Consider the following 24,061-nt stretch of genomic DNA (forward strand, 5'->3'; position numbering starts at 1 on the left):
AATAATTAATAGTTTTGGAGGCAAAGTATGAAAATATTAGTAATTGGTTCGGGTGGTCGTGAGCATGCCATTGCTTGGAAGATAGCTCAAAATTCTAAAGTTGAAAAAGTTTATTGTGCACCTGGAAATGGTGGTACGGCAGTAGAAGATAAATGCGAAAATGTAAATTTGAAGAGCAATGAAGAGTTAGCTAAATTTGCTAAAGACAATGGAATATATCTTACTGTAGTTGGACCAGAAGTTCCTCTTACAGAGGGTATTGTGGACTTATTTAAAAGTCAGGGATTAAAGGTTTTTGGACCTTCTAAAGAAGCTGCAAAGCTTGAAGGTAGTAAGGCTTTTTCAAAAGAATTCATGAAAAAGTATGGTGTTAAAACTGCAGAATATGAAGTTTTTGAAAATGAAGATGAGGCTATTAAATACTTAAAAACATGTGCATATCCAATAGTTATAAAAGCAGATGGATTAGCTGCAGGAAAAGGCGTAGTCATTTGTGAAGAATATAAGATGGCAGAAGAAACTATAAAAGACTTCATGGTCAATGATATTTTTAAAGGCTCAGGAAAAAAAGTAGTAATAGAAGAATTTTTAGAGGGACCTGAAGCATCAATACTTTCTATAACTGATGGGAAAACTATAATTCCTTTTATATCAGCTAAAGACCATAAACAAATATATGATGGTGGAAAAGGTCCAAATACAGGTGGAATGGGAGCTATAGCACCTAATCCTTACTGCAGTGAAGAGGTTCTCAAAGCTTTTGAAAAAGAAGTAATTGAACCTACACTAAAAGGCATTAAAGAAGAAAAGTTTGACTATACAGGTATAATCTTTTTTGGAATAATGATAACTAAAAAAGGACCTTATCTTTTAGAGTATAATGTAAGATTAGGTGATCCTGAAACTCAAGCTGTACTTCCTATAATGGAAAGTGATTTATTAGAACTTATAGAAGCAGCTTTAGATAAAAAACTTTCAGAGTTTGATGTTAAATGGTATAATGGAGCTTCCTGCTGTGTAGCAGCCGTTTCTAAAGGATATCCAGGTAAATATGAAGTTGGGTTTGAAATTAAAGGAACAGATAAAGCTAAAAGAGTTTTTGTAGCTGGAGCACAATTTGAAGATAATAAGCTTAAAACAAGCGGTGGAAGAGTTTTATGTACGCAATCCTTAGGAAGTACATTAGATGAGGCTATAAACGCTGCATATGACGATTTAAACAAAATAGAATTTGAAGGTATATATTACAGGCATGATATAGGAAGAGTGAAATAGATTATATAATTTCTTATTAAATTTTAAACATATTTATTAATTTAAAAATTTAAGGTTAAGTTTCTTATAGGAAATATACCTTAAATTTTTTTATTTATAATTTAGACACAAATATACCTTATAATAAATATGTGTATGGTTATAATTAAAGAAAAAATAGTATGAAATTATGTAATGTTAAAAGGTGGTAGAAATAATTTCAATTTAATAGTAAAATGTGATATGTATTTATTTTTGTACTAGAACTGAAATGTTTAAATTGTTTGGAGGTAAGTATGCAAAAAAATAGAACAGTAAGGAAAAAAGTAAAAACAAAAAAATTATCTTTAAAAAGACTTATATGCTTTATAATTTATGAGTTGATAGTAGTAATTATAGCTGCGCCACTCTTAATATTCTATGGTCCTTTTAATAATGTTAGAACTAAATTTGTAGGTACAGCTATGGCTACTTTTACTCATCAATACTTTGCGACAATGTTTTTATCAAAGGATAAGATAAATGAGATATTAAATGATAATAAAAGTGGTGGAGTTTCAGGAAGTGAGTCTGAGAATTTAGGTGGTGTTAGCGTAAATTACTCTAATGATAGTGGAATAGATAGATATGAAATAGATGATACTAAATTTCATGCATGTATACTTGAAGTAAAAAACCCTACAAGAATGAAAATTGGATACACAAATAAATTAAAGGAAGTAGGGCAAAAAACAAGTGAAATAGCGGAAGAAAATGGAGCAGCAGCTGCTATTAATGGAGGAGGATTTACTGATAAATCTTCAAATGGAAAGCTTTGGACTGGAACTGGAGCATATCCTCAGGGAATAGTTATATCCAATGGAAAAGTCGTTTATAGTGATGTTAAAAATAATGAAGCAGTAAATGTTACAGCCTTTACTAAAGATGGAAAATTGATAGTAGGGGATCATACTGTGGGTGAATTATTGAGGGATAATGTTACGGAAGCTATATCATTTAGAAATAGTCTTATTATAAATGGAAAGCCCGTTGCTTTAGCTGAAGAAGGACTAAATCCTAGAACTGCTATAGGACAAAAAGCAGACGGTACTATTATAATGTTGGTTATTGATGGAAGAAAAGGCTTAAAGGCAGGTGCGTCATTAAAAGAAGTTCAAAACATATTGCTTCAAAGAGGTGCTTTAAATGCAAGTAGTCTTGATGGAGGATCTTCTTCTACTATGTATTTTAATGGAGAGGTTATTAATGATCCTTGCGATTGGAATGGCGAAAGAACTGTAGCTACGGCAGTATACGTAAAGCAGTAGAGAGGAGTTTAATTAATGAAGAGATTAAAAAGAATACTAGCTTGGACAATGATCCCTATAATACTAGAGATTTTTGCATTTTTCTTTGTGGATAATTTCTATTTAAATGATAAGACTACTTTTAATGCAAAAAAAATAGATTCAACTAAAAAAACGTCTAATAAAATCAGTTTTAAAATACCAGATGATGCTAAAGACATATCTGCTTCTTATAATGGAAACTATGTTGCTTACTGTGTTGATGGAGTAATTAATGTAGTGGATACATCAAATAATAAGAAAAAGGAAATAAAACTTGATGATGATGCTAAATTGTCTGCATTTAAATGGTGGCCTAATGAAAATATTATACTTATAGCGGAAAAGTATAATGATGGTGATTCTAGTTATCTAAAATTTGAATCTTATAATGCTAAGAGAGATGAAAAAAGTGCATTAAGCAACGAAAAAAATAAGGAATTGAAAATATCATTGCTAGATGATAAATATGATGTTTCTGATATAGCTATGTCAACTGCTAGTAATGTAACTTATGTTAAAATTTCAAAAGAAGGCGCAAGAAGTAGACTATATTGTATAAATGTAATGACAAATACAGAAGAAACTAAGTATCCTAGTTGTAAACTTGGAAAGATATTTGTTGAAAATAAGCAGGATAGATTAATATATGAAGACAATACAAGTAATAGAATAAGAGGTATTGGATTAAAAAGTCCTATAGCAACAGGCGAAAATGGAATCCATTATTTACTAGGTATAGATGGTGAAGATAGAATATATATTGGAAATGGTGAAAATCAAAAAATAAAGAAAATATTTGTTGTAAATTTGAAAAAAACATCAGAAAATCAGAAATACTCGTTGTCTGAAGCTGCAGAAAAAAGTAATATACATATTACTCGAAATGGAAAGATATATGTAAATGATAAATCAAAAAATGTGGTAACAGAAGTATCTAGTGGCAAAACAGTAGAGTATAAGGGAACTTTGGTAGAAATATATGATTTTGGTATATTGTCAAAAAATGATGGAAAAATAGTTAATACTTTATTTTAGAGAAAGATAATTTTGCACAACTATAATATTAGTTGTGCAATTTTTTTGAAAGGATTTTGTTAATATCACAAGTAAAAGAGAATAATTTAAATAGTTAGAAAATAAATATAATTTGAAACTTGGCATATATATATATAAATAGAGTCAATAATTATGCAAAAAAATTAAAAAAATTAACTGGAAAATATTTTTTTTTAAAATAATCACCATGAAAATGTTTACTTCATAAGTTGAAATGATTGAATTTCAAGGGCTAAATGAATTTTTTTATGCTGTTACTAGAAATATTCAGAATATTGCGAATAATAAAAGAGTAACTTAAAAATATGCTATAATTACACTAATTGAAAAATTCATTATTTTATCTTATTTTGAAAGGAGTGTTTTGGAACATGGCGAGTGACAACAAATCAATTTTTAGAACTAAGTCTATTGAGGCAATGTTATCTGAGTCAGGAAAAGGTCTTAAAAAGGTGCTAGGAGCATTTGAACTTACAATGCTTGGCATCGGTGCAATTATAGGTACAGGTATATTCGTATTAACAGGTGTTGCAGCAGCTGATTATGCTGGACCAGCACTTGTGCTATCATTTGTATTTGCAGCAATAGCGTGTACATTTGCAGCTTTATGTTATGCAGAATTAGCAGCTATGATACCCGTAGCTGGTAGTGCTTATACATTTGGGTATGTTGGATTAGGTGAAATTTGGGCCTGGCTTATAGGTTGGGATCTTATTCTGGAATATGTAGTTGCAGTTGCAACAGTTGCAGTTGGATGGTCCGGATATATAGTTGCCTTACTTAAAGCAGGGGGGATAACTGTGCCAGCAGCACTTTGTAATCCACCAGGACAAAATGGAGGCGTAGTAAATCTTCCAGCAATTATAATTTTATTTATTGTTACGTTATTCTTAATCAAAGGTGTTAGTGAAAGTACTAAGTTAAATAATATACTTGTTATAATTAAATTAGCAGTTGTTATATTATTTATAGTAGTTGGAATAGGACATGTTAATCCTGCTAACTGGCATCCATTCTTCCCATATGGTGTAAATGGTGTATTTACAGGAGCATCTATAATATTCTTTGCTTATGTAGGATTTGATGCAGTTTCAACAGCAGCAGAAGAAGTTAAAAATCCTCAAAGGGATCTACCAATAGGTATAGTAGCTTCATTGTTAGTATGTACAGTATTGTATATTATAGTTTCAGCTATATTAACAGGTATGGTTCCTTATAAAGAATTCCATGGTAATGCAGCTCCAGTTGCTTATGCTCTTGCAAAAGTAGGAATTAATTGGGGTTCAGCTTTAGTATCAGTAGGTGCAGTTTGTGGTATATCTTCAGTTTTACTTGTTATGACATTTGGTTCATCTCGTATACTATTCTCATTATCAAGAGATGGATTGTTACCAACAGTATTTTCAGAAATTCATCCAAAATTTGGAACACCTGTAAAGAGTACTTTATTAGTTGGTGTATCAACAATGGTGCTTTCAGGATTCTTACAAATAGGAAGACTTGCAGAAATGACTAATATAGGAACACTTTGTGCATTCTGTATAGTTTCAGCTTCGGTTATAGTTCTTAGAAAGAAGAGACCAGATGTTAACAGACCATTTAGTTGCCCAGGCGTTCCTATTACTCCAGCAATTGCAATCGTATTCTGCTTATACTTAATATATAAATTACCACAATTAACACACCAAGTATTTGTAGTTTGGATATCAATTGGAATTGTACTATACTTTATATATGGTAAGAAACATAGTATAATGAATTTTGAAGAACAAAAATAAAATGATAAATAAGTAATTAAAAAAGGAATCTTTACAATACTATTTGTAAAGGTTCCTTTTTAAGACTAAAATTTGCATTAAGATTTTCTAAAATAGTATAGTTTACCAGATTCTATGGAGTGTTCTATTAGTGCTTTAGAATAAAGGTATGCAAGAAAAGCAGAAACTCCTCCTAAATTAAGATGGTATTGATAAAAATTAAAAGATAGATCATTTAAAACAGCTATGTTTTCTAAAATGTCCTCACGAGTTAAAGGCTGTTCTAAAAGTTCCAGAATTTGATTTTTATAGTTTTCTATATTATTTAAATTTTTATCACAAAGTTCTGCAATTTCGTCTTTGCATAAAACTTTATCTGCATGGCTTATAACAAAATAATCTGAATCTATTGTTTTTATACTGTTTAGAGTATTTAAACTTTCTTCTATATCATATAAATAAGGGAAGGAGTATTTCTCCATTATTTCTGCACTAAATATGGAATCACCTAAGAAACATACTTTTTCTGGGGTTATAATTCCTATTTGCTCTATAGAATGACCCTTAAGAGGTATTATTTCGAACTTTTCATCATTAATTTTATTTGTACCATAGTCTAATATAAAGTCTACTGGCAAAGGCTTATTGCTAATATCTATTCCTTTAATAGGAGTGGAGGAGGATAATATTGCTCCTTGAATTTCTTGGTTTTCCATGAATAATTTTTCCTTTAAGGAGGTATATACTAAGCATCCAGGATAGTTTTTTTGAAAATAAATGTTCCCACCACAATGATCTAAGTGGTTATGGGTATTTATTATATATTTAGGATGAAGACTATTTTTTATTAATATATCTTCTATTTTTTTAGCATCAGAATTATTCGAACCTGTATCTATTATGAGACAATTTTTATTCTTAAATGCAAAAATTCCAGAATTGGTAACTGAGTTTATATAATATGTATTTCCTTTAATTTTATCTAAAGACATAAAAGTTCACTTCCTTATTAATTTTGTTTAGGTATATGAGAGAAAATAACAAGTGAAATATAGTAACATACTGACTGGTTATTTTTGAATATGCCTTGTTTATAATGATATCATATGTGAAAATAAATTTGAATTATTGCGGTAAAATTTACACATGATAAAAACACTAAAAATTTTGAATTTTAAGCATATGCATGCTATAATTTATAATAGTATATTATATTTACTTATATGGAGGTATAAAAATGGATTCTTCAGCAATGACTAGCCTAATGACACTTCTTGCTTTTACAGGTATTATTCAAGGATTAGGTATGAAATATAGCAAATCTGTTAGAAAGAAGCTTATGCTGGATGCAAAAGGTGTAGATACAAAGTATGTTAACATGAAAATAAATTATTTAATAATAGTAGGAACTGTTTTATTAATGGTTCAAGTTGCATCTTATTTTAGACCTGAATTATCAGAAAAATTAAATATAGTATTTTCAGCATTTTTATTACTTTCTATAACAGTAGATATGGTCTATAGAAAGATAAGAAGAAAGAAAATGTTGAAAAAGAATTAGATTTAAATTAATGCTGTTGATAACTTACTATATCAACAGCATTTTTAATAAATAAAATAGAATGAATTATTTATATTGCTTTAAAGTTTTCGTAGTTTTCAGCATAATAATTTTTGTCATAAGGTGATTCTCTTAAAGGACATTGCAATCCAGGGCACATGAAACAATTTTTATAATTATTCTCATTATGAAAATAAATGCCTGAGTAGGTTTTGCTAGGAGTCATATAAAATTTATCATTAAGTGATACTCCTATATATTTCATAGGATCTTCTAGAATTTTGAATATTTTTCTTAATTCATCCATATTCCAATCTATAGTAGAACCAGGGTTTACTCTAGCTAAGCTGCCAGTACTAAAGTTAATTTCTATATATTTTTGTAGTTCTAAATGCACTTGTATTAAAATGGATTGACTTATATGTTCGGCTACTTTACTGATAAGTTTATCTTCCTTTGACTCACACCATTTTTGCAGTTCTATTCCAGATGTAATTATATAAGGAAAAGCTATAAGTTCATTACGTAAATTTACACTTATAACTCTGCTAAAAAACTCTTCACAACCAATTAAGGTAGAATTATGAGATTTTTTATCTATAGTACATTTTTTAAATAATGCCTTAGGCTTAGCCATTTTTTCAGCTTCAGATATGAGCTCTTTTAGTATAATAGATTGTTCCTTGCTACTAACATTTAATTCATTGTATAGCTTTGAGTATTCTATATTGAACTTTAAATCCTCCAACAAAATGCATCCATTAGTTAAAGTTTTCATAACATTCATCAACCCCTTAAATATATTTTAGTGTACATATTTAATCTGAAATAAGCATAATGCTTCGCATTTTTTAAACTGTGAAAGTTGAGTTTATGTGCTATTTCTTTCTCATACTGCACTGTTCCTTATTCTTGCATCTACTACAGTCATGGTCTATATTACTTAAAGGTTTATTTTTATCTGCGCCATAGATATAAGCCATAGATCGCAGTGATGTAAGCATAAAATCTTCGTTTACATATATATCTAGAAAATTTTTAGAATCTAGTTCATCTAAAATGTTTTTTTGGTACCGTAGAGGAATTTCACCATCTCCAGGTGCTATTCTATAACTAAGGCCTAATCCTAATTCTTTAGCCTTACTGTGTATGTGATTAAATAATTGGGAGCTTATTTCAAACAAATAGGAAGCAGCCATAGCGTCTAGTACCATTCCCTCCTTCATTTTAGCATAAGAAAAAAATTCATTTACTTTTTCAGAAATTTTATCACCAATAGTGACTAAACAGTAAAAGATATATTTATAATCTTCTATTACTTCGAAAGTAAAGTCTTTATTTTTTTCTGCTATAGTGAATATAGCAGAAGGTTGTACACATTCATATAAATTAGGTAAAAGCTTTTCATATAAAGAACTTATCTCTTCATCAGTTATAGTTTCACAATAGGATTTTAAAGTATCTATAACTTGCTGCTTATCCAATTTAAAATCAAAGTCTAGTACTACTTCCATTTTCATATACCTCCATTAATTAGCAAATACACACAAGTATATTATACACTATTTAAGTTGAAAATTTAGAATTTAATTAATAATTGACAAAATTATCAGAATGGTGTATATTAAACCTGTAATAAAACTTAATATAAAAACTTTCGGGGCAGGGTGAAATTCCCGATCGGCGGTAAAGTCCGCGAGCTGATAAGTCAGCATGAACTGGTGAGATTCCAGTACCGACAGTAAAGTCTGGATAAAAGAAAGAAAGATGCAATTTTAGTAATAAGCAATTAGTATGCTTTTAAATGTTTTGCATATAATAATCCCTGAAGGTTTCTTCAGGGATTTATTTTTTTTATAAACTATTTTAAAAGAAATTGGTAACACTTATAATCATCTACTTCAAAATTTTTAAAAATAAGTAATTAAATTGAAAATATATATTAGGAGGAAGGGGAAAGTCTTGAACGATAAGAAAAAAAATTTAGATGAATATTACATGAAAATGGCTTTAAATTTAGCATTAAAAGGACAAGGAAATGTAAATCCCAATCCTTTAGTAGGAGCAGTAATTGTCAACAATGGAAACATAGTTGGACAAGGGTACCATAAATTTTATGGAGGACCTCATGCAGAAGTATATGCTTTGAAAGAAGCTGGTGAAATGGCAAAGGGGGGAGAGCTTTATGTATCCTTAGAACCATGTTCGCATTATGGTAAAACACCTCCTTGTGCAGAAGCTGTTTTAAAGGCTGGCATTAAAAAAGTAGTAATAGCTATGAAAGATCCTAATTCCTTAGTAGCTGGAAGGGGAATAGAACTTCTAGAGAAAAATGGAGTAGAAGTAGTTGTGGGAGTTTTAGAGGAAGAAGCAAAAAAAGTAAATGAAATATTTATAAAATATATTACACAAAAAACTCCTTTTGTAATATTGAAAACGGCTATGACTTTGGATGGAAAAATAGCTACTAGAACAGGAGAATCGCAGTGGATAACAGGAGAAGAATCCAGAAAATATGTGCACATTATCAGAAACAGAGTAATGGGCATAATGGCTGGAATAGGAACTATTAAAAAGGATGATCCACTACTTACCACTAGATTTATAGAAGATGGTAAAAGCCCTACAGCTATAATTGTAGATTCTAAACTTTCAATACCTGTGCAATCAAAAATATTTACAACTTTAGATAAAAGAAAAATTATAATAGCATGTACTGAAGAATTTGATGCAAAAAAGAAAGAAGAGTTAGAACAAAAGGGGATAAAAATAATAGTAACTCCTAAAGATAATAATAGAGTAGATTTAAAATATTTGATGAAGGAATTAGGAAAAGAAGGTATAGATAGCATTCTTTTAGAAGGTGGAGGAGAACTTAATTTTTCCGCACTAGATTCTAAAATAGTAGATAAAATATTATGCTTTATAGCACCTAAAATTTTAGGAGGCGCTACAGCTAAAACTCCAGTTGAAGGTAACGGTATTGAAATTTTAAAGAATGCTGTATTAATCAATAAAATGAATTGCAAAAACGTTGGAGAAGATTTACTCATTGAAGGGTACTTTAACAATTAGAATATATAGATTAGTAATTAATACTTAAAAGGAGGTGGCTTTTTGTTTACTGGAATTATAGAAGAGGTTGGAAGAATTTTAAGTATATCTAAAGGCACAAACTCTGCACAAATTAATATAGAAGCTAAAAAGGTATTAGAAGATGTTAAGCTTGGAGACAGTATTGCTGTAAATGGAGTTTGTCTTACAGTAACAAGTTTTAAACATAATAGTTTTACTGTAGATGTTATGCCTGAAACTATGAGAAGAAGTAATTTAAATAATTTAAAAAAAGGCAGTTTAGTAAACTTGGAAAGAGCATTGGCTTTAGGTGAAAGATTAGGTGGACATATAGTTAGTGGGCATATAGATTGCACAGGAAAAGTAGTTAACATAAAGAATGAAGATATAGCTACCTGGGTTGCTGTAGAAGTTCCTGATGATGCATTAAAATATATTGTGCTTAAAGGATCAATAACCATAGATGGTATAAGTCTTACAGTAGCAGAAGTAAATGAAAAATCTTTCAGTGTTTCTCTTATACCACATACTAAAGGAGAAACCACTCTCTATGAAAAGAAGCTTGGCGATGAGGTAAATATCGAGTGTGATTTAATAGGAAAATATGTAGAGAGATTAGTTTTTATGAAGCAAAAGGAAGAAAAAAAAGAATCTAAAATAACAGAAGCTATGTTAAGAGAAGCTGGATTTATGTAGATGATCAATTAATGATTTGTAATAAAAATTTAACTATAGAGAAGTTAATAACTAAAGTGTTGAAGGAGAGATAGAAATGGAATTTGAATTTAATAGTATAGAAGAAGCTTTAATGGATATAAAAGAAGGAAAAATGATAGTAGTAATAGATGATGAAAGTCGTGAAAATGAGGGAGATCTCCTTATGTCTGCAGAGAAGGTAACCCCTGAGGCTATAAACTTTATGGCTAAGTTTGGAAGAGGACTTATATGTACACCTATGACAAAGGAAAGACTTAGAGAACTTAATATAAATCACATGGTAAGTGAAAACAGTGAAAAGTTTTCAACAGCATTTACAGTATCTGTTGATGCAGTGGAAACTTCTACAGGTATATCAGCTTATGATAGAGCTTTAACAATACAGAAGCTTGTAAATCCAGAGTGCTCAGGAGAAGAATTTGAAAGACCAGGTCATATTTTCCCTCTTGAAGCTAAAGATGGAGGAGTACTTGTAAGAAATGGACATACTGAGGCTGCTGTAGATATATCAAGATTAGCAGGTTTTTCTCCAGCAGGCGTAATTTGTGAAATAATGAATGAAGATGGTACTATGGCAAGAACTCCACAGCTTATGGAGTTTGTAAAAAAACATAATTTAAAGATTATAACTATAGAGGATCTAATAGTTTATAGAAAGAAAACAGAAAAGTTTATAGAAAATGCAGCTGAAGCTCATATACCAACAAGATTTGGAGATTTTAAAGCTGTAGGATATAAAAATATTTTAAATGGAGAACATCATGTAGCGTTTGTAAAAGGAGAAAACTTTGAAGATGAACCAGTATTAGTAAGAGTTCATTCAGAATGCCTTACAGGAGATGCATTCCATTCTCTAAGATGTGACTGTGGAGATCAATTAGCAGCAGCTTTAACTCAAATAGAAAAAGAAGGCAGAGGAGTTCTTGTGTATATGAGACAAGAAGGAAGAGGTATAGGACTTTTAAATAAATTAAAAGCTTATGCACTTCAAGAACAGGGTATGGATACAGTAGAAGCAAATATTGCCTTAGGATTCCCAGCTGATTTAAGGGATTATGGTATAGCAGCTCAAATTCTTAAAGATTTAGGAGTAAATAGTGTAAGATTACTTACTAATAATCCTAAAAAAGTATCAGGACTTTCTGAATATGGAATAAATATAGTAGAAAGAGTACCAATAGAAATGGAATACTCAAAAGAGAGTATAGATTATATGAAAACAAAAAAAGAAAAGCTAGGACACTTACTTAATTTATAATACAGAAAGTGATTAATTTTATTTAAAATTTGGAGGTATAAATATGAAAATTTATGAAGGAAAATTAAGTGCAGAAACATTAAAATTTGGTTTAGTAGTTGGAAGATTTAATGAATTTATAGGATCTAAACTTTTATCAGGAGCACTAGATTGTTTAAAAAGACATGGAGCAACAGAAGGTAATATAGAAATAAGTTGGGTTCCAGGAGCTTTTGAAATTCCACTAGTAGCAAAAAAAATGGTAGCTATGAAAAAATATGATGCTGTTATATGCCTTGGTGCTGTAATTAAAGGTTCTACACCACATTTTGATTATGTATCTAGTGAAGTATCAAAGGGAGTAGCTCATGTATCATTAGAATCAGAAATACCTGTAATATTCAGCGTACTTACTACAGATAATATAGAACAGGCAATAGAAAGAGCTGGAACTAAAGCAGGTAACAAAGGTTGGGATGGAGCTATGTCTGCTATAGAAATGGCTAACCTAATGAAGGAATTAAAATAATATAGTATATAAGTTGCAAAATAAAAAAGGAGATGGCTTATTTTAAGACAGCTCCTTTTTTACTTATAATTAAAAAGTGTATAGTTTATGTATTCTTAAGCTCCAATGGAAGAAGAATCTTCCTCTTCTAGTTTTAATCCACTTTTAGCTGGAGTTTTAAATTTAGGTAATCCAAACATTATAGCCAGCACTGATGCAGCGCCTAAAAGATAGGGATAATAAAGATATTTCATTATCAAAAATGGCGAAACTGCTGCAAGGCCTGAAGCAACTAAAAGTTGAGCTCCATAAGGTATACATCCTTGTATAAAACAAGCAAAAGTATCTAAAAGACTTGCAGTTTTTCTTCTATCTACACCGTAATTTTCAGATAAATCTTTAGCCAAAGAACCAACTATAATTATGGAAACAGTATTATTAGCCGTACATAAATCTACTAAACTAACTAATATTCCGATACCAAATTCGGCACCTTTCCTTGAATGAACTCTTTTCTGTATTGTATTTAATAAAAAGTCTATTCCACCGTTGTATTTTATTAATTCACCAATACCTCCAATTAATATGGATATCATAGATATGTCTTCCATACCTGCAATACCCTTCGAACAAAGCTGAAATACTGTAAATATATCAAAAGATCCATAAATAATACCAATTATAGATGCTAGTACAATACCTCCAACTAATACTAACACTACATTGAAGCCTGTTAAAGCTACTCCAAATACAGCTATGTAAGGCAGTATTTTAATAAATTGATAATTATAAGGCCCTGAGTGATTAATATGCATGCCAAAAGTTAGAAATGCATATATTAATAATGTTAAAATAGCTGCAGGAAGCACTATTTTAAAGTTAGCTTTAAATTTATCTACCATTTCACAATCTTGAGTTTTAGTGGCAGCTACAGTAGAATTGGATATCATAGATAGACCGTCACCAAACATAGCACCACTGACTACAGCAGCAATTAAAAATGCTATAGGAAGACCTGTTTTTTGTGATATTCCAACTGCAATAGGTGATAGAGTTACTATTGTTCCAACAGAAGTTCCAAGTGACATGGATAAAAAAGAACCAATTACAAATATACCAGCTACCATAAAACTAGGTGGAAAAACAGCTAGTCCTAAATTTACAGTAGAATCTACAGCACCCATAGATTTGCTGACTTCAGCAAAAGCACCTGCTAAAATAAAAATTAAACACATCAGTATGATGCTAGAATCTCCAGCACCCTTGCAAAATCTCTCAACTTTTAATTCTATAGGTATATTTTTGTTTTGAAGTATAGCTATAGTAGATGCAATTATTAATGCTACAATTACAGGCATTTTATAAAAATCTTTCATTATAATTGAAACGCCAAGAAATAGCAGTATAAATATAACTAGTGGCAATAATGCCATAGCATTACCTTTTTTTTCATTCATTATTTTGAATACCTCCCTTTATGTTTTTGCATGATTTAATGCAGCAGATATATAATATCACGTATTACATTCAAGTATTGGTATAATAAATATATTTTATAATAAAGTTCATAGGTATTATAAAAAATTATATGTATTTCATGGAGTTTAGTGCTTTTGTTTTGACTAGGGTATTTAAAGCATGAATTTAATACAAAACATAGATATGAATATATTAATCTTTATACGAAACAAAGTTTAGCAAATTAAGAACTAATAGTTAAGAGTTAATAATGAAGGATGATTTTTTACTGTCATAAAAAATCATCCTTAACTATTAACTCTTCAATCTTATTTATTAACTAAAAAAGTTGTTTCTCAATATTTTTAAACTGCAAAAATTGAGTGCTTATAATTAAAAAGTATATAATTTATGTATTCTTAAGCTCCAATGGAAGAAGAATCTTCCTCTTCTAGTTTTAATCCGCTTTTAGCCGGAGTTTTAAATTTAGGTACTCCAAGTATTATAGCAAATATTGATGCGATACCTAAAAGATATGGATAACAAAGATATTTCATTATCAAAAATGGTGAAATTGCTGCAAGACTAGAGGCAACTAAAAGTTGAGCTCCGTAAGGTATACATCCTTGTATAAAGCAAGCAAAAGTATCTAAAAGACTGGCAGTTTTTCTTCTATCTACGCCGTAATTTTCAGATAAATCTTTAGCTAGTGAACCAACTATAATTATAGAAACGGTATTATTAGCAGTACATAAATCTACTAAACTAACGAGTACTCCTATGCCAAATTCGGCACCTCTCTTAGAATGAACTCTTTTTCGTATTGTATTTAATAAAAAGTCTATTCCACCATTGAATTTTATTAATTCACCAATACCTCCAATTAATATAGATATCATAGATATGTCTTCCATACCTGCAATACCCTTGGCACAAAGCTGAAATACTGTAAATACATCAAAAGATCCATAGATGAGACCAATTATAGATGCAAGTACAATACCTCCAACTAATACTAACACTACATTAAAACCTGTTAAAGCTACTCCAAGCACGGCTATGTAAGGTAATATTTTAATAAATTGATAGTTATAAGCTCCTGAGTGATTGATGTGCATACCAAAAGTTAAAAATGCATATATGAATAATGTTATAATAGCTGCAGGAAGCACTATCTTAAAGTTAGCTTTAAATTTATCTACCATTTCGCAATCTTGAGTTTTAGTAGCAGCTACAGTAGAATTGGATATCATAGACAGACCATCACCAAACATGGCACCACTGACAACAGCAGCAATTAAAAATGCTACAGGAAGACCTGTTTTTTGTGATATTCCAACTGCAATAGGTGATAGAGTTACGATTGTTCCAACAGAAGTTCCAAGGGACATGGATAAAAAAGAACCTATTATAAATATACCAGCTACCATAAAGCTAGGTGGAAAAACAGCTAGTCCTAAATTTACAGTAGAATCTACAGCTCCCATAGCTTTGCTGACTTCAGCAAAAGCACCGGCCAAAATAAAAATTAAGCACATAAGTATGATACTAGAATCTCCAGCACCTCTGCAAAATCTCTCAACTTTTAATTCTATAGGTATTTTTTTGTTTTGAAGTATGGCTATAGTAGATGCAATTATTAATGCTACAATTACAGGCATTTTATAAAAGTCTTTCATAATAATTGAAACACCAAGAAATAGAACCATAAATACACCTAACGGTAGTAGGGCTAGAGCGTTACCTTTTTTTTCATTCATTATTTTGAATACCTCCCATTATGCTTTTATGCAAGTTTTAACATGCGTAATTTGTAATAGCATTTATTATGCCAAGATATTCAAAAGTTGCAATAGCTTGAATTTTAATAAAATAATATAATTACAACGATATGTGTAAACGTTTTAAACCACTTTGTTAATTAAATTGTAAAAGAATGTTGACAACTGTAAATTATTTATTACAATTATAAGCGTTACAAATATATTTTATAGTTAAGCATAGTATCTATAATAAATATTTGTAGTTGATATAAAAGCTTTAAATTCAATGCTATAAAAATTTGTATATAATAATTTACAAATTATTTACTATGAATCGTATTACAATTATTTAGTATTGCATGTACAATGTATATAGTGTAATGCGTTGTTTAAACTTATGGAAGGAATATTTGAAGCATGAATTTAATACAAAACATAGATATGAATATATTAATCTTTATACAAGAAAAAATGCATACAGCATTAATGAACAAAGTAATGCCTGTAATAACGTCTTTAGGAAGTGGAGGATTAGTTTGGGTTTTCATAGCCATATTGCTTTTAATGAGTAATAAGTATAGAAAAGTTGGAATAATTATGGCATTAAGTTTAATGTTAGTTACTATATTAGGAGAGGGAATAATAAAGCATGCGGTTCAAAGAACAAGACCATGTGTAGATGTGCCTACAATGAAAATGCTTGTGAAAGTTCCTAAGTCTTCTTCATTTCCATCAGGACATACTGCTGCTAGTTTTGCAGCTGCAGGGGTTGTGATGATTAATTTAAAAAAGTATGGTTTATATGCACTATTATTAGCAAGTTTAATTGCTTTTTCAAGATTATACTTATTTGTTCATTATCCTTCAGATGTGCTTGCAGGAGTAATTTTAGGATTAGCTTGTGCTAAAATATCTAGCATGGCTGCTAAAAAGTTTCTTTAAGTTATTAATTAATCAGAAGAAAATTTACAATAAGTATACTTTATATTTGAAATGCAATGCAAAAACACCACATAATTCAACTTTGAATTATGTGGTGTTTTTGCGAATTGTTCGTTTTTTTAGTTGTTTCGTCAAATATTTATTGATGTTAGTTTGCTACTACTTGATTCTTCTTTAGTTTATTATTAAAAATAATATATAGTATTACTCCAGTTAAAAAGGTAATTATTTCTGTAATGGTCATAGACCATATAACACCATGCAATCCAAAGAAATTATTCAATACTATTATGACAGGAATGAAAAGAATTCCTTGTGTAATTGACATAATTGTTGATGGTGTTCCTTGACCTGATGCTTGAAAAATTCCTATAAATAATGTTGTAAATCCATTGAAAAATGCGGAAATAAGCATGGCAGCCATGATATAAACTCCAACACTTAATACTGCTGCATCATTAGAAAACAGATGAATAATTACATTTCTAAAAATATAAACTAAAGTAACAACCCCGCCTGATAATCCCAAAATCCATAAAGCTGATTGTTTTATACTGTCTTTTAATCTCTTAAAGTTTTCATTAGAAAAATTATATGCAATTAAAGGAATAATTCCTAGCGCCAGCCCCATTGCAAGAAATTCTGGTACTTGTACAATTCTCAAAGCAATCCCAAAACTAGCTACTACACTTTCTCCATATCTAATTGAATAATTATTCAAAAGAAGAGTTGTAATAATTAGAAAACCAGCTAGGAACAATTCAGAAACCCCAATTTTATATATCTCTATTTTATCTTTAAGAGAAATATTAAAATTCTTAATAAATCCTTTTAAATTCTCACTTTTTGTTTCCAAGTAGTAAACATAGTAAATAGATGAAGCTATATTAGCTAAAATCATTGATAATGCTACCCCTACAACATTAAATTTAAATAATAGTATAAATAATGGGTCAAAGATAAGACTAAAAATTGTACTTACAACCATTCCGAACATTGATTCTTTTGATGCTCCTTCTGCTCTCACAACTTGCTCCAATGCAAAGTTCATTACAATTGCAAAACCACCAATAAACATAGTTAAAGAATAACTTTTTGTATAATTAATAATAGCAGAAGTATCTGCCCCCATAATCTTAACAATAGGAGTAAGTGCTATTGTTAAGATTATTCCAAGCAAAATTCCTATGATAATACTACTATAAAAAGTATATCCTGCTATCTTCTTAGCTTTCTCTATATTTTGTTTTGCAACAAGACGAGTTATAAATGTTCCACCTCCAGCTCCTAACATATTTCCAAAAGCCATCAATATAGTGAAGATTGGTAGTCCTAAAGTAACAGCAGTTAACATATCTGTATTGTTTAATAGTCCAATAAAAAAAGCATTAATAACGTTATATATTGTACCTACTGACATACCAATCATCATAGGAATAGATAAATGTGCAATTGCCTTAGTAATTGGTGCATTTTCTAAATAATATTCGTTTGACAATTTTTGTTTCATAATTTCATCCTCCACAATAAGTATTCTTAGAATTCATATTCTTAGAATTCTAAGTTTTTAGGTATAAGTTATTATATTAATAACTTATAAATTTCTATCTACTTTCAATAGCAAAGCTAACAACGTCTCTTTTTCTTGTTCCGTCAAGCTTGCAATAATATTTTCCTCTGTATCAACCACTGATTTATTAAAATCTTCTATTAATTCAGCACCTTTAGGCAATACGTATATATGCTTTTGTCTCTCATTCTCTTTAGGAATTCTTCTTTCTATATATCCTTTTTTCTCTAACCCTTGAAGCATACTTGTAATGCTTGCTTCTGTACGTTGAAATGCTCGTGCCAAATCTTTTTGAATAATACCACTGTCTTGATGTTCATAAATATAACCTATCATGCGTCCTTGTTGAGAATTTAATCCTAACTTTTTTACTTTTTCATCAGAACTGAGTTTCATTTTTATCGCAATACTTCTTATTAATTGTGAATATGGTGTTTGTATAGAGTATCTAGAATTAGCCATTAAAATTCCTCCTAAAATTATCTTAGAGTTCTAACTATTTATAGTTTAACAATTAGAATTCAAAGTGTCAATGTTTATTTTATATTTATAATATTTCTTTCATTAATTAGGATTTGTCATCAACTTTCTTAATATAAACAAAATAAGAAGGCGAACCTCTTCCAGTTCCACCTAGACTTGATTCTCCTGCTTACTTAGGTGCATTATTAAGTTATCATTGATATTAATCTCTATTGATTGTATATATGGTTTTGTTTATAGTTATTTTTGGGGTTGTTAACTTCTTGCTAAAGCACTTTTGCTCCTATTGTTGAATACTTTTTATGAAAGTTAAATAACTATTTAACAGCACCATAAAGTATTTTTAAAGCCACACACAAAGACATGGTTACAAAAAGTGGTTTTATAATTTTTGCACCATTTTTAAGTGCTACTTTAGTACCAAATTTCGCTCCTATTATCATAAATATAGCTACAGGAATTCCCAGCTTGTAGTTAATTTGACCTCTAAAAGCAAACATTATTAAGGATGCAATATTGCTTCCAAAGTTCATTACCTTTCCATTTCCAGCAGAACGCACAAAATCGAATTGATATATACCTATAAGTCCAAATATTAAAAAAGATCCTGTTCCGGGACCAAAAAATCCATCATAAAATCCTAAAGAAAAAGCAAGGAGTATACCTAAAAACAAGCTTTTTTTACACAAACCTTTAAACTTGTCCTCTTTGCCAATACTTTTGGAAAATAAACTATATATTCCTACAAATAATAATAGTGTTAAAACTATCATATTAAGATATTTTGCATCTATAATAAGTACTGTATTTACACCTAAAACAGCACCTATAACTGTAAAAGGAAGCAAGAACTTTAAAATTTTTAAATCTACTTTTCCGGACTGCATAAATTTAAGAGAACTAGTAAATGATGCACAAGTAGAAGAAAATTTATTGGTACCAAGAGTTATATGAGGTGGAACTCCTGCTAGTAAAAAAGCTGGAACACTTATAATTCCGCCTCCTCCTGCAATAGAATCAACAAAAGCAGCAAAAAAACCAGCCACACACAAAAAGATTAGATTCATTGTCATAAAAAACACCGCCAATACTTAGTCATTTTAATTATCTCTATTAATTCTAACATAAAATTAGTAGGCTGGCTTAAAAAGTTCTATTAGTTGGATTTAAATTTTTTAAACAAATTATGTTTTAATATTTCATCTGAATATTGAAGCTGATTTAATACATCTTCCTTTTTCTTTTTTAGAGAATCAGTTTCATCAATTTTTTGGTTTGTAGATATATTATAGTAAGAATTTTTTTGGCTGACATAATAATAGTTATTATATATAAAAGAACCATCTCTAAATATAATATCTCCTTCAGAAGAATTAAAAAGATCCTTTCCCATAAAACTTTTATCAGATAAATTAAAAAGGTTAGCCATTGTAGGATATATATCCATTTGACCGCTATATATATTGTTTACTCCCTTAATGGATTCATCAGGAAAATGAATCATCATTGGAACCTTTTGAAGTTTCAACCACTCTATATCAGATAGAGAGTTTTTACCTAAGAATTTACTTAGTTCTTGTTCATGCTCCTTAGGAATAGCATAATGGTCGCCATATAGCACTATAACAGAATCTTTTAGAATGCCTTCTTTTTCTAATTTATCAAAGAAAATTCCTAGCTGTTCGTCTGTATAATGTATGGACTTTAAATAGTTGCCCAAAAGAGAGTTTTCATAAGAACCTACATTAAAATTACCATAGTTATCAACATCATCATAAGGAAAATGACTGCTTAAGGTTATTAAAAATGAATAGTAGGGTTTATTTAATTTTTTTATTTTATCTATAGATTGATTTAGAAAAGATTTATCGCTTAAACCTAAGCCAACATTTTCATCAATATTATAGCTTTTTTCACCATAAAAATTGTCAAAGCCAAATTTTTTGTATACTACATTTCTATTCCAAAAGCTTTCTCTGAATCCGTGAAATGCAGCTGTATTATAACCAGATTTTTTGAAACTTTTAGGCATAGCATTAAATTCATTGCCGCAATACAAAAAATACGCAGCACCAGATGAAGCTGGATATAAGGAATTGTTAGTCATAAATTCAGCATCAGAGGTTCCTCCAGCAGATATTTGGTAATAAAAATTATTGAAGTATTCACTACGTTTTATCCATCTATTTAAATTTGGAGTGACTTCTTTGCCGTCTACTTTAGCATTAATAACAAATTCCTGAAGAGCTTCAACTTGAATCATGATGAGATTTTTACCTTTTGCAGCTCCATTTAAATTATTGTTATGAGAAGAATTATCTTGAAAAAAAGTTTGTATGGATGTTTCTTCTGATTTAGATACAGGAGATTTTCGGCTTATATTGAAGGATATGAAATTATAAAAATCTAAATAATGATAATTAATACTTCCTAATTTTTTGGTTATATATACTTTATTGTACATGGTGGTTAAAAGTTTTGGTTGATCTTTTGATAGGGAATAAAAGTTAGAGGTATCTATAATTATACCTACAATTAATAGTACTGAAAAAACTAGGACTTTTGAAAGCTTACTTGTAATTTCAGCTTTTTCGGATTTATATTTATTAATTATTATAGGTATTAATATGAGATCTAAAGCATAAAAAAAGTCAGTAAATTTTATAATACTGCTTACACTAGATTTTACTGCTCCAAGTTGAAATCCATTTATAAGCACAGGTATTGATATTACATCTTTAAAATATCTAAAGTAATTTAAATCGCTTATAAAAAAGATGGTTATGATTAAATTGCATATGTATAAAAATTTAGTACGAATTTTGCTCTTTAAAATTAGAGAAAATGATACAAGGATTATAACAGAGGCGAATATTGGGTAAAGTAATGAAGTATATGAAAAGTAACCGGATTCCAGCTGTCTTCCGTATACGAGTGCTTTTGCACATACCAAAATTATAAATAATATTACATCTATATATGTACTAATAAGTACTTTTGCTTTTTTCATTTCATTTCCTCCGAAGTATAAAAAACACATTATAAATGATTATAAAACTAATATGTGTATAATTCTATAATAATATATTAACAAATTGTTTCAAAAAATTTAACAGTTATAAATAGAAGTTTCATTTAGAGAAAATTGTATTATAATTAAAAGGAGCTTAAATTTATTTACAAATATGATTATAAGGTGTTTTTATGGAAGTGTAAACATTTTGGAATTTTATTAAATAAGAGCTAAAATATTAAGTTGCATATTTTCCGTTTAGTAAAATAGCTATTTACATAAAGACAATAGTATAGCATAATATACTTGTTACGGAAACAGAATTTTTTAGGAGGAATAAGGAAATGGATGAGAATAAAGAAGAGATTAAAGAAGAAATGTTAATAGATGAAGAAGAAGCAAAAAAACAATTTTTGGAAGAGCTTAAAAATAAAAACAAAGAGGAGCAAAAAAAATTAATAGAAGAGGAAGAAGCAAAACTAGCAGCAGCTAAAGCAGCAGAAGAAGCAAAATTAGCAGCAGAAACTAAAGCACTAGAGGAAGCTAAAGCATTAGCATACAAATCAGAAGAAACAGATGTAGTGGTTGCTGAAGATAAGAGTGTTGCAGTAAATGAAGTTGAAAAACCTCATACAAAATTCAGCTGTAATTCTTTAAAAGCAGCTGTTGTAGATACAGCAGTAGTAGGAATTGTTTCAATTGCAGGTGTAGGTTTGCTGGATCTTATATTAAGACTTATATTTGGATATTATGTTGTAGATTACAAAGGATTTTTCATAATATTTATGATAGTATTATTGATTTTATATCCAGTAATAATGGAAAATACAAAAGTAAAAGAAACTTTAGGACAGAAATTAAGTAAAAAGGAAGTTCAAGAAAGGAAAGAATAAGAATTGAAAAAAGGCAAGGAATACGAATTTTACATAGAAGAAACTCAATTCCCTGGCACTGGAGTAGCAGTTCAAGATGGCACAAGGGTACTTATTAAGAATGGAATTCCAGGACAAAAGGTACTAGCTAGGATTACTAAGAAGAGAAGAGATAAAGCAGAAGCAAAATTATTACAAGTAATAGAAAATGTAAATTATGCAGTGGAACCATCATGTCCGCATTTTAATTTATGTGGTGGATGTACAACTCAATTTCTGCCTTATGAAAAACAGCTTGAATTAAAACATAAGCAAGTATTAGACCTTTTTCATAATGCAGGTATTGAGAATTATGAATTCTTGGGAATAGAAACAAGTCCTGAAGAATTTGAGTATAGAAATAAGATGGAATTCACCTTTGGAGATGAAGAAAAGGGCGGAGAACTAACCCTTGGAATGCATATAAAAGGAAAAAGTTTTGGAATAGTTAATGTGGATAACTGTAAAATAGTAGATGAAGATTTTAGAAAGATTTTAGATTTCACAGTAAATTATTTTAGAAAAAATCCACTTCCTTATTATAGAGTTATGAAAAGAGAAGGATACTTAAGAAACTTAGTAATAAGAAAAGGTAAAAATACGGGTGAAATATTAGTAAACTTAGTAACGACATCACAGATAGACTTTGATTTAGAAGAATTTAAAGAAAGTCTTTTAAATTTAAGTTATGCTGGAGAGTTAAAAGGAATTCTACATACTATAAATGATAGTTTTTCAGATGTAGTTCAGGCAGATGAAATAAAAGTACTTTATGGTAGAGATTATATAATTGAGGAACTTATGGGCCTTAAATTTAAAATAGCCCCAGAATCCTTTTTTCAAACTAATTCAAAGGGTGCAGAAAAGTTATACAGCATAGTTAAAGAATTTTTAGGAGATGCTTCTTCAAAGGTGGTTTTTGACCTTTATTGTGGTACTGGTACAATTGGCCAGATAGTGGCCTCTAATGCTAAAAAGGTTCTAGGTATTGAACTTATAGAAGAAGCTGTTAAGGCTGCAAATGAAAATTCTAAATTAAATGGCTTAAACAACTGTGAATTTATAGCTGGTGATGTGGCTAAGGTTATAAAAACTGTAACTGAAAAACCAGATGTAATAATATTAGACCCACCAAGACCAGGAGTTCATCCAGTGGCTTTAGACTATGTTATAAAGTTTAATGCTCCTGACATAGTTTACGTATCCTGTAATCCTAAAACCTTGGTTACGGACTTAAAAGGCCTTATAGAAGCAGGTTATAAGGTTGAGAAGGTTAAGATTATGGATATGTTTCCACACACGCCTCACGTGGAGACTGTGGTTAAGCTAAGCAAGTAAAATCAATAGGTATATAAATTTATAGAATACTAAAATACAGATTTTCCACCGTAATTTTATATACGGTGGAAAAATTATTTTGAGCCATAA

General features: G+C 29.6%; 21 protein-coding genes and 1 riboswitch. Of the genes, 12 read left to right on the plus strand and 9 right to left on the minus strand.

All coding sequences use genetic code 11. The features are described from left to right. The first annotated feature begins 27 nt into the window (after positions 1 to 27). The 4 genes from purD (at position 28) to Q6H37_RS03710 (ending at position 5,416) form a co-directional block, all read left to right on the plus strand. A complete protein-coding gene (gene purD / locus Q6H37_RS03695) occupies positions 28 to 1,275 on the plus strand; it encodes a phosphoribosylamine--glycine ligase (RefSeq protein WP_318739234.1) in 1,248 nt (415 codons plus the stop codon). Between the two features lie 275 nt (positions 1,276 to 1,550). After that, positions 1,551 to 2,561: a phosphodiester glycosidase family protein gene (locus Q6H37_RS03700; RefSeq protein ID WP_318739235.1), complete on the plus strand. Its 1,011-nt coding sequence runs from the start codon at positions 1,551 to 1,553 to the stop codon at positions 2,559 to 2,561. 15 nt (positions 2,562 to 2,576) lie between these two features. Beyond that, the gene (locus tag Q6H37_RS03705) at positions 2,577 to 3,617 is read left to right on the plus strand and encodes a hypothetical protein (RefSeq protein ID WP_318739236.1); all 1,041 of its coding nucleotides are present in this window, start codon (positions 2,577 to 2,579) and stop codon (positions 3,615 to 3,617) included. Between the two features lie 392 nt (positions 3,618 to 4,009). Then, positions 4,010 to 5,416, plus strand: coding sequence for an amino acid permease (locus Q6H37_RS03710; protein WP_318739237.1), 1,407 nt, complete (start codon positions 4,010 to 4,012; stop codon positions 5,414 to 5,416). A gap of 77 nt (positions 5,417 to 5,493) precedes the next feature. Here Q6H37_RS03710 and Q6H37_RS03715 read toward each other — a convergent pair whose 3' ends face one another. Beyond that, positions 5,494 to 6,387, minus strand: a complete 894-nt coding sequence (locus Q6H37_RS03715; protein WP_318739238.1) for an MBL fold metallo-hydrolase — start codon at positions 6,385 to 6,387, stop codon at positions 5,494 to 5,496. A 245-nt stretch (positions 6,388 to 6,632) separates the two neighbouring features. Between Q6H37_RS03715 and Q6H37_RS03720 the strand changes: the two genes are divergently transcribed. After that, positions 6,633 to 6,956: a hypothetical protein gene (locus tag Q6H37_RS03720; protein WP_318739239.1), complete on the plus strand. Its 324-nt coding sequence runs from the start codon at positions 6,633 to 6,635 to the stop codon at positions 6,954 to 6,956. A 70-nt stretch (positions 6,957 to 7,026) separates the two neighbouring features. Here Q6H37_RS03720 and Q6H37_RS03725 read toward each other — a convergent pair whose 3' ends face one another. Beyond that, on the minus strand, positions 7,027 to 7,734 hold the full coding sequence (locus Q6H37_RS03725) for a hypothetical protein (protein ID WP_318739240.1): 708 nt from the start codon (positions 7,732 to 7,734) through the stop codon (positions 7,027 to 7,029). 100 nt (positions 7,735 to 7,834) lie between these two features. Beyond that, positions 7,835 to 8,470 carry a 5-methyltetrahydrofolate--homocysteine methyltransferase gene (locus Q6H37_RS03730; RefSeq protein WP_318739241.1) on the minus strand — a complete coding sequence of 212 codons (636 nt, stop codon included), beginning with the start codon at positions 8,468 to 8,470 and terminating at the stop codon, positions 7,835 to 7,837. A gap of 135 nt (positions 8,471 to 8,605) precedes the next feature. Next, positions 8,606 to 8,724: riboswitch (FMN riboswitch) on the plus strand. A 194-nt stretch (positions 8,725 to 8,918) separates the two neighbouring features. On the opposite strand from Q6H37_RS03730, the gene ribD reads away from it, so the two are divergent. The 4 genes from ribD to ribE (Q6H37_RS03750) all read left to right on the plus strand — a co-directional run bounded on the left by ribD (position 8,919) and on the right by ribE (Q6H37_RS03750) (position 12,514). Next, the gene (ribD, locus tag Q6H37_RS03735; RefSeq protein ID WP_318739242.1) at positions 8,919 to 10,031 is read left to right on the plus strand and encodes a bifunctional diaminohydroxyphosphoribosylaminopyrimidine deaminase/5-amino-6-(5-phosphoribosylamino)uracil reductase RibD; all 1,113 of its coding nucleotides are present in this window, start codon (positions 8,919 to 8,921) and stop codon (positions 10,029 to 10,031) included. A 42-nt stretch (positions 10,032 to 10,073) separates the two neighbouring features. Further along, complete coding sequence (gene ribE / locus Q6H37_RS03740) at positions 10,074 to 10,727, plus strand: riboflavin synthase (protein WP_318739243.1); 654 nt, start codon at positions 10,074 to 10,076, stop codon at positions 10,725 to 10,727. A 76-nt stretch (positions 10,728 to 10,803) separates the two neighbouring features. Beyond that, positions 10,804 to 12,006, plus strand: coding sequence for a bifunctional 3,4-dihydroxy-2-butanone-4-phosphate synthase/GTP cyclohydrolase II (locus Q6H37_RS03745; protein WP_318739244.1), 1,203 nt, complete (start codon positions 10,804 to 10,806; stop codon positions 12,004 to 12,006). Positions 12,007 to 12,049: 43 nt separating this feature from the next. Further along, entirely contained in the window at positions 12,050 to 12,514 is a 465-nt protein-coding gene (gene ribE, locus Q6H37_RS03750) for a 6,7-dimethyl-8-ribityllumazine synthase (protein WP_318739245.1), read from the plus strand. A gap of 95 nt (positions 12,515 to 12,609) precedes the next feature. Here the strand turns inward: ribE (Q6H37_RS03750) and Q6H37_RS03755 are convergent, their stop codons facing one another. Both Q6H37_RS03755 and Q6H37_RS03760 read right to left on the minus strand, forming a co-directional pair. Next, on the minus strand, positions 12,610 to 13,950 hold the full coding sequence (locus Q6H37_RS03755; protein ID WP_318739246.1) for a Na+/H+ antiporter NhaC family protein: 1,341 nt from the start codon (positions 13,948 to 13,950) through the stop codon (positions 12,610 to 12,612). 420 nt (positions 13,951 to 14,370) lie between these two features. Beyond that, positions 14,371 to 15,711 (minus strand): Na+/H+ antiporter NhaC family protein, encoded by a 1,341-nt coding sequence (locus Q6H37_RS03760; protein ID WP_318739247.1) that lies wholly within the window; start codon positions 15,709 to 15,711, stop codon positions 14,371 to 14,373. Positions 15,712 to 16,131: 420 nt separating this feature from the next. Here Q6H37_RS03760 and Q6H37_RS03765 point away from each other — a divergent pair, with 420 nt between their 5' ends. Further along, positions 16,132 to 16,656: a phosphatase PAP2 family protein gene (locus Q6H37_RS03765; protein WP_318739248.1), complete on the plus strand. Its 525-nt coding sequence runs from the start codon at positions 16,132 to 16,134 to the stop codon at positions 16,654 to 16,656. Between the two features lie 148 nt (positions 16,657 to 16,804). On the opposite strand, the gene Q6H37_RS03770 is transcribed toward Q6H37_RS03765, so the two are convergent. From Q6H37_RS03770 to Q6H37_RS03785, 4 genes are all read right to left on the minus strand, one after another. Continuing rightward, positions 16,805 to 18,166, minus strand: a complete 1,362-nt coding sequence (locus tag Q6H37_RS03770; protein WP_318739249.1) for an MATE family efflux transporter — start codon at positions 18,164 to 18,166, stop codon at positions 16,805 to 16,807. Between the two features lie 84 nt (positions 18,167 to 18,250). Further along, positions 18,251 to 18,688, minus strand: coding sequence for a MarR family winged helix-turn-helix transcriptional regulator (locus tag Q6H37_RS03775; RefSeq protein WP_318739250.1), 438 nt, complete (start codon positions 18,686 to 18,688; stop codon positions 18,251 to 18,253). Between the two features lie 338 nt (positions 18,689 to 19,026). Continuing rightward, a complete protein-coding gene (locus Q6H37_RS03780) occupies positions 19,027 to 19,782 on the minus strand; it encodes a sulfite exporter TauE/SafE family protein (RefSeq protein ID WP_318739251.1) in 756 nt (251 codons plus the stop codon). A gap of 83 nt (positions 19,783 to 19,865) precedes the next feature. Continuing rightward, positions 19,866 to 21,719 carry an LTA synthase family protein gene (locus Q6H37_RS03785; protein WP_318739252.1) on the minus strand — a complete coding sequence of 618 codons (1,854 nt, stop codon included), beginning with the start codon at positions 21,717 to 21,719 and terminating at the stop codon, positions 19,866 to 19,868. Between the two features lie 347 nt (positions 21,720 to 22,066). Between Q6H37_RS03785 and Q6H37_RS03790 the strand changes: the two genes are divergently transcribed. Then, on the plus strand, positions 22,067 to 22,615 hold the full coding sequence (locus Q6H37_RS03790) for a hypothetical protein (protein ID WP_318739253.1): 549 nt from the start codon (positions 22,067 to 22,069) through the stop codon (positions 22,613 to 22,615). A 3-nt stretch (positions 22,616 to 22,618) separates the two neighbouring features. Continuing rightward, a complete protein-coding gene (gene rlmD, locus Q6H37_RS03795) occupies positions 22,619 to 23,971 on the plus strand; it encodes a 23S rRNA (uracil(1939)-C(5))-methyltransferase RlmD (protein ID WP_318739254.1) in 1,353 nt (450 codons plus the stop codon). Positions 23,972 to 24,061 lie beyond the last annotated feature (90 nt).

This window comes from Clostridium sp. JS66, from assembly GCF_033561535.1.
GTDB lineage: Bacteria > Bacillota > Clostridia > Clostridiales > Clostridiaceae > Clostridium_AM > Clostridium_AM carboxidivorans.

Coding starts and splice junctions, on each gene's coding strand:
- purD (WP_318739234.1), top strand. CDS start 28: ATGAAAATATTAGTAATTGGTTCGGGTGGTCGTGAGCATGCCATTGCT.
- Q6H37_RS03700 (WP_318739235.1), top strand. CDS start 1,551: ATGCAAAAAAATAGAACAGTAAGGAAAAAAGTAAAAACAAAAAAATTA.
- Q6H37_RS03705 (WP_318739236.1), top strand. CDS start 2,577: ATGAAGAGATTAAAAAGAATACTAGCTTGGACAATGATCCCTATAATA.
- Q6H37_RS03710 (WP_318739237.1), top strand. CDS start 4,010: ATGGCGAGTGACAACAAATCAATTTTTAGAACTAAGTCTATTGAGGCA.
- Q6H37_RS03715 (WP_318739238.1), bottom strand. CDS start 6,387: ATGTCTTTAGATAAAATTAAAGGAAATACATATTATATAAACTCAGTT.
- Q6H37_RS03720 (WP_318739239.1), top strand. CDS start 6,633: ATGGATTCTTCAGCAATGACTAGCCTAATGACACTTCTTGCTTTTACA.
- Q6H37_RS03725 (WP_318739240.1), bottom strand. CDS start 7,734: ATGAAAACTTTAACTAATGGATGCATTTTGTTGGAGGATTTAAAGTTC.
- Q6H37_RS03730 (WP_318739241.1), bottom strand. CDS start 8,470: ATGGAAGTAGTACTAGACTTTGATTTTAAATTGGATAAGCAGCAAGTT.
- Q6H37_RS03745 (WP_318739244.1), top strand. CDS start 10,804: ATGGAATTTGAATTTAATAGTATAGAAGAAGCTTTAATGGATATAAAA.
- ribE (WP_318739245.1), top strand. CDS start 12,050: ATGAAAATTTATGAAGGAAAATTAAGTGCAGAAACATTAAAATTTGGT.
- Q6H37_RS03755 (WP_318739246.1), bottom strand. CDS start 13,950: ATGAATGAAAAAAAAGGTAATGCTATGGCATTATTGCCACTAGTTATA.
- Q6H37_RS03760 (WP_318739247.1), bottom strand. CDS start 15,711: ATGAATGAAAAAAAAGGTAACGCTCTAGCCCTACTACCGTTAGGTGTA.
- Q6H37_RS03765 (WP_318739248.1), top strand. CDS start 16,132: ATGAATTTAATACAAAACATAGATATGAATATATTAATCTTTATACAA.
- Q6H37_RS03770 (WP_318739249.1), bottom strand. CDS start 18,166: ATGAAACAAAAATTGTCAAACGAATATTATTTAGAAAATGCACCAATT.
- Q6H37_RS03775 (WP_318739250.1), bottom strand. CDS start 18,688: ATGGCTAATTCTAGATACTCTATACAAACACCATATTCACAATTAATA.
- Q6H37_RS03780 (WP_318739251.1), bottom strand. CDS start 19,782: ATGACAATGAATCTAATCTTTTTGTGTGTGGCTGGTTTTTTTGCTGCT.
- Q6H37_RS03785 (WP_318739252.1), bottom strand. CDS start 21,719: ATGAAAAAAGCAAAAGTACTTATTAGTACATATATAGATGTAATATTA.
- Q6H37_RS03790 (WP_318739253.1), top strand. CDS start 22,067: ATGGATGAGAATAAAGAAGAGATTAAAGAAGAAATGTTAATAGATGAA.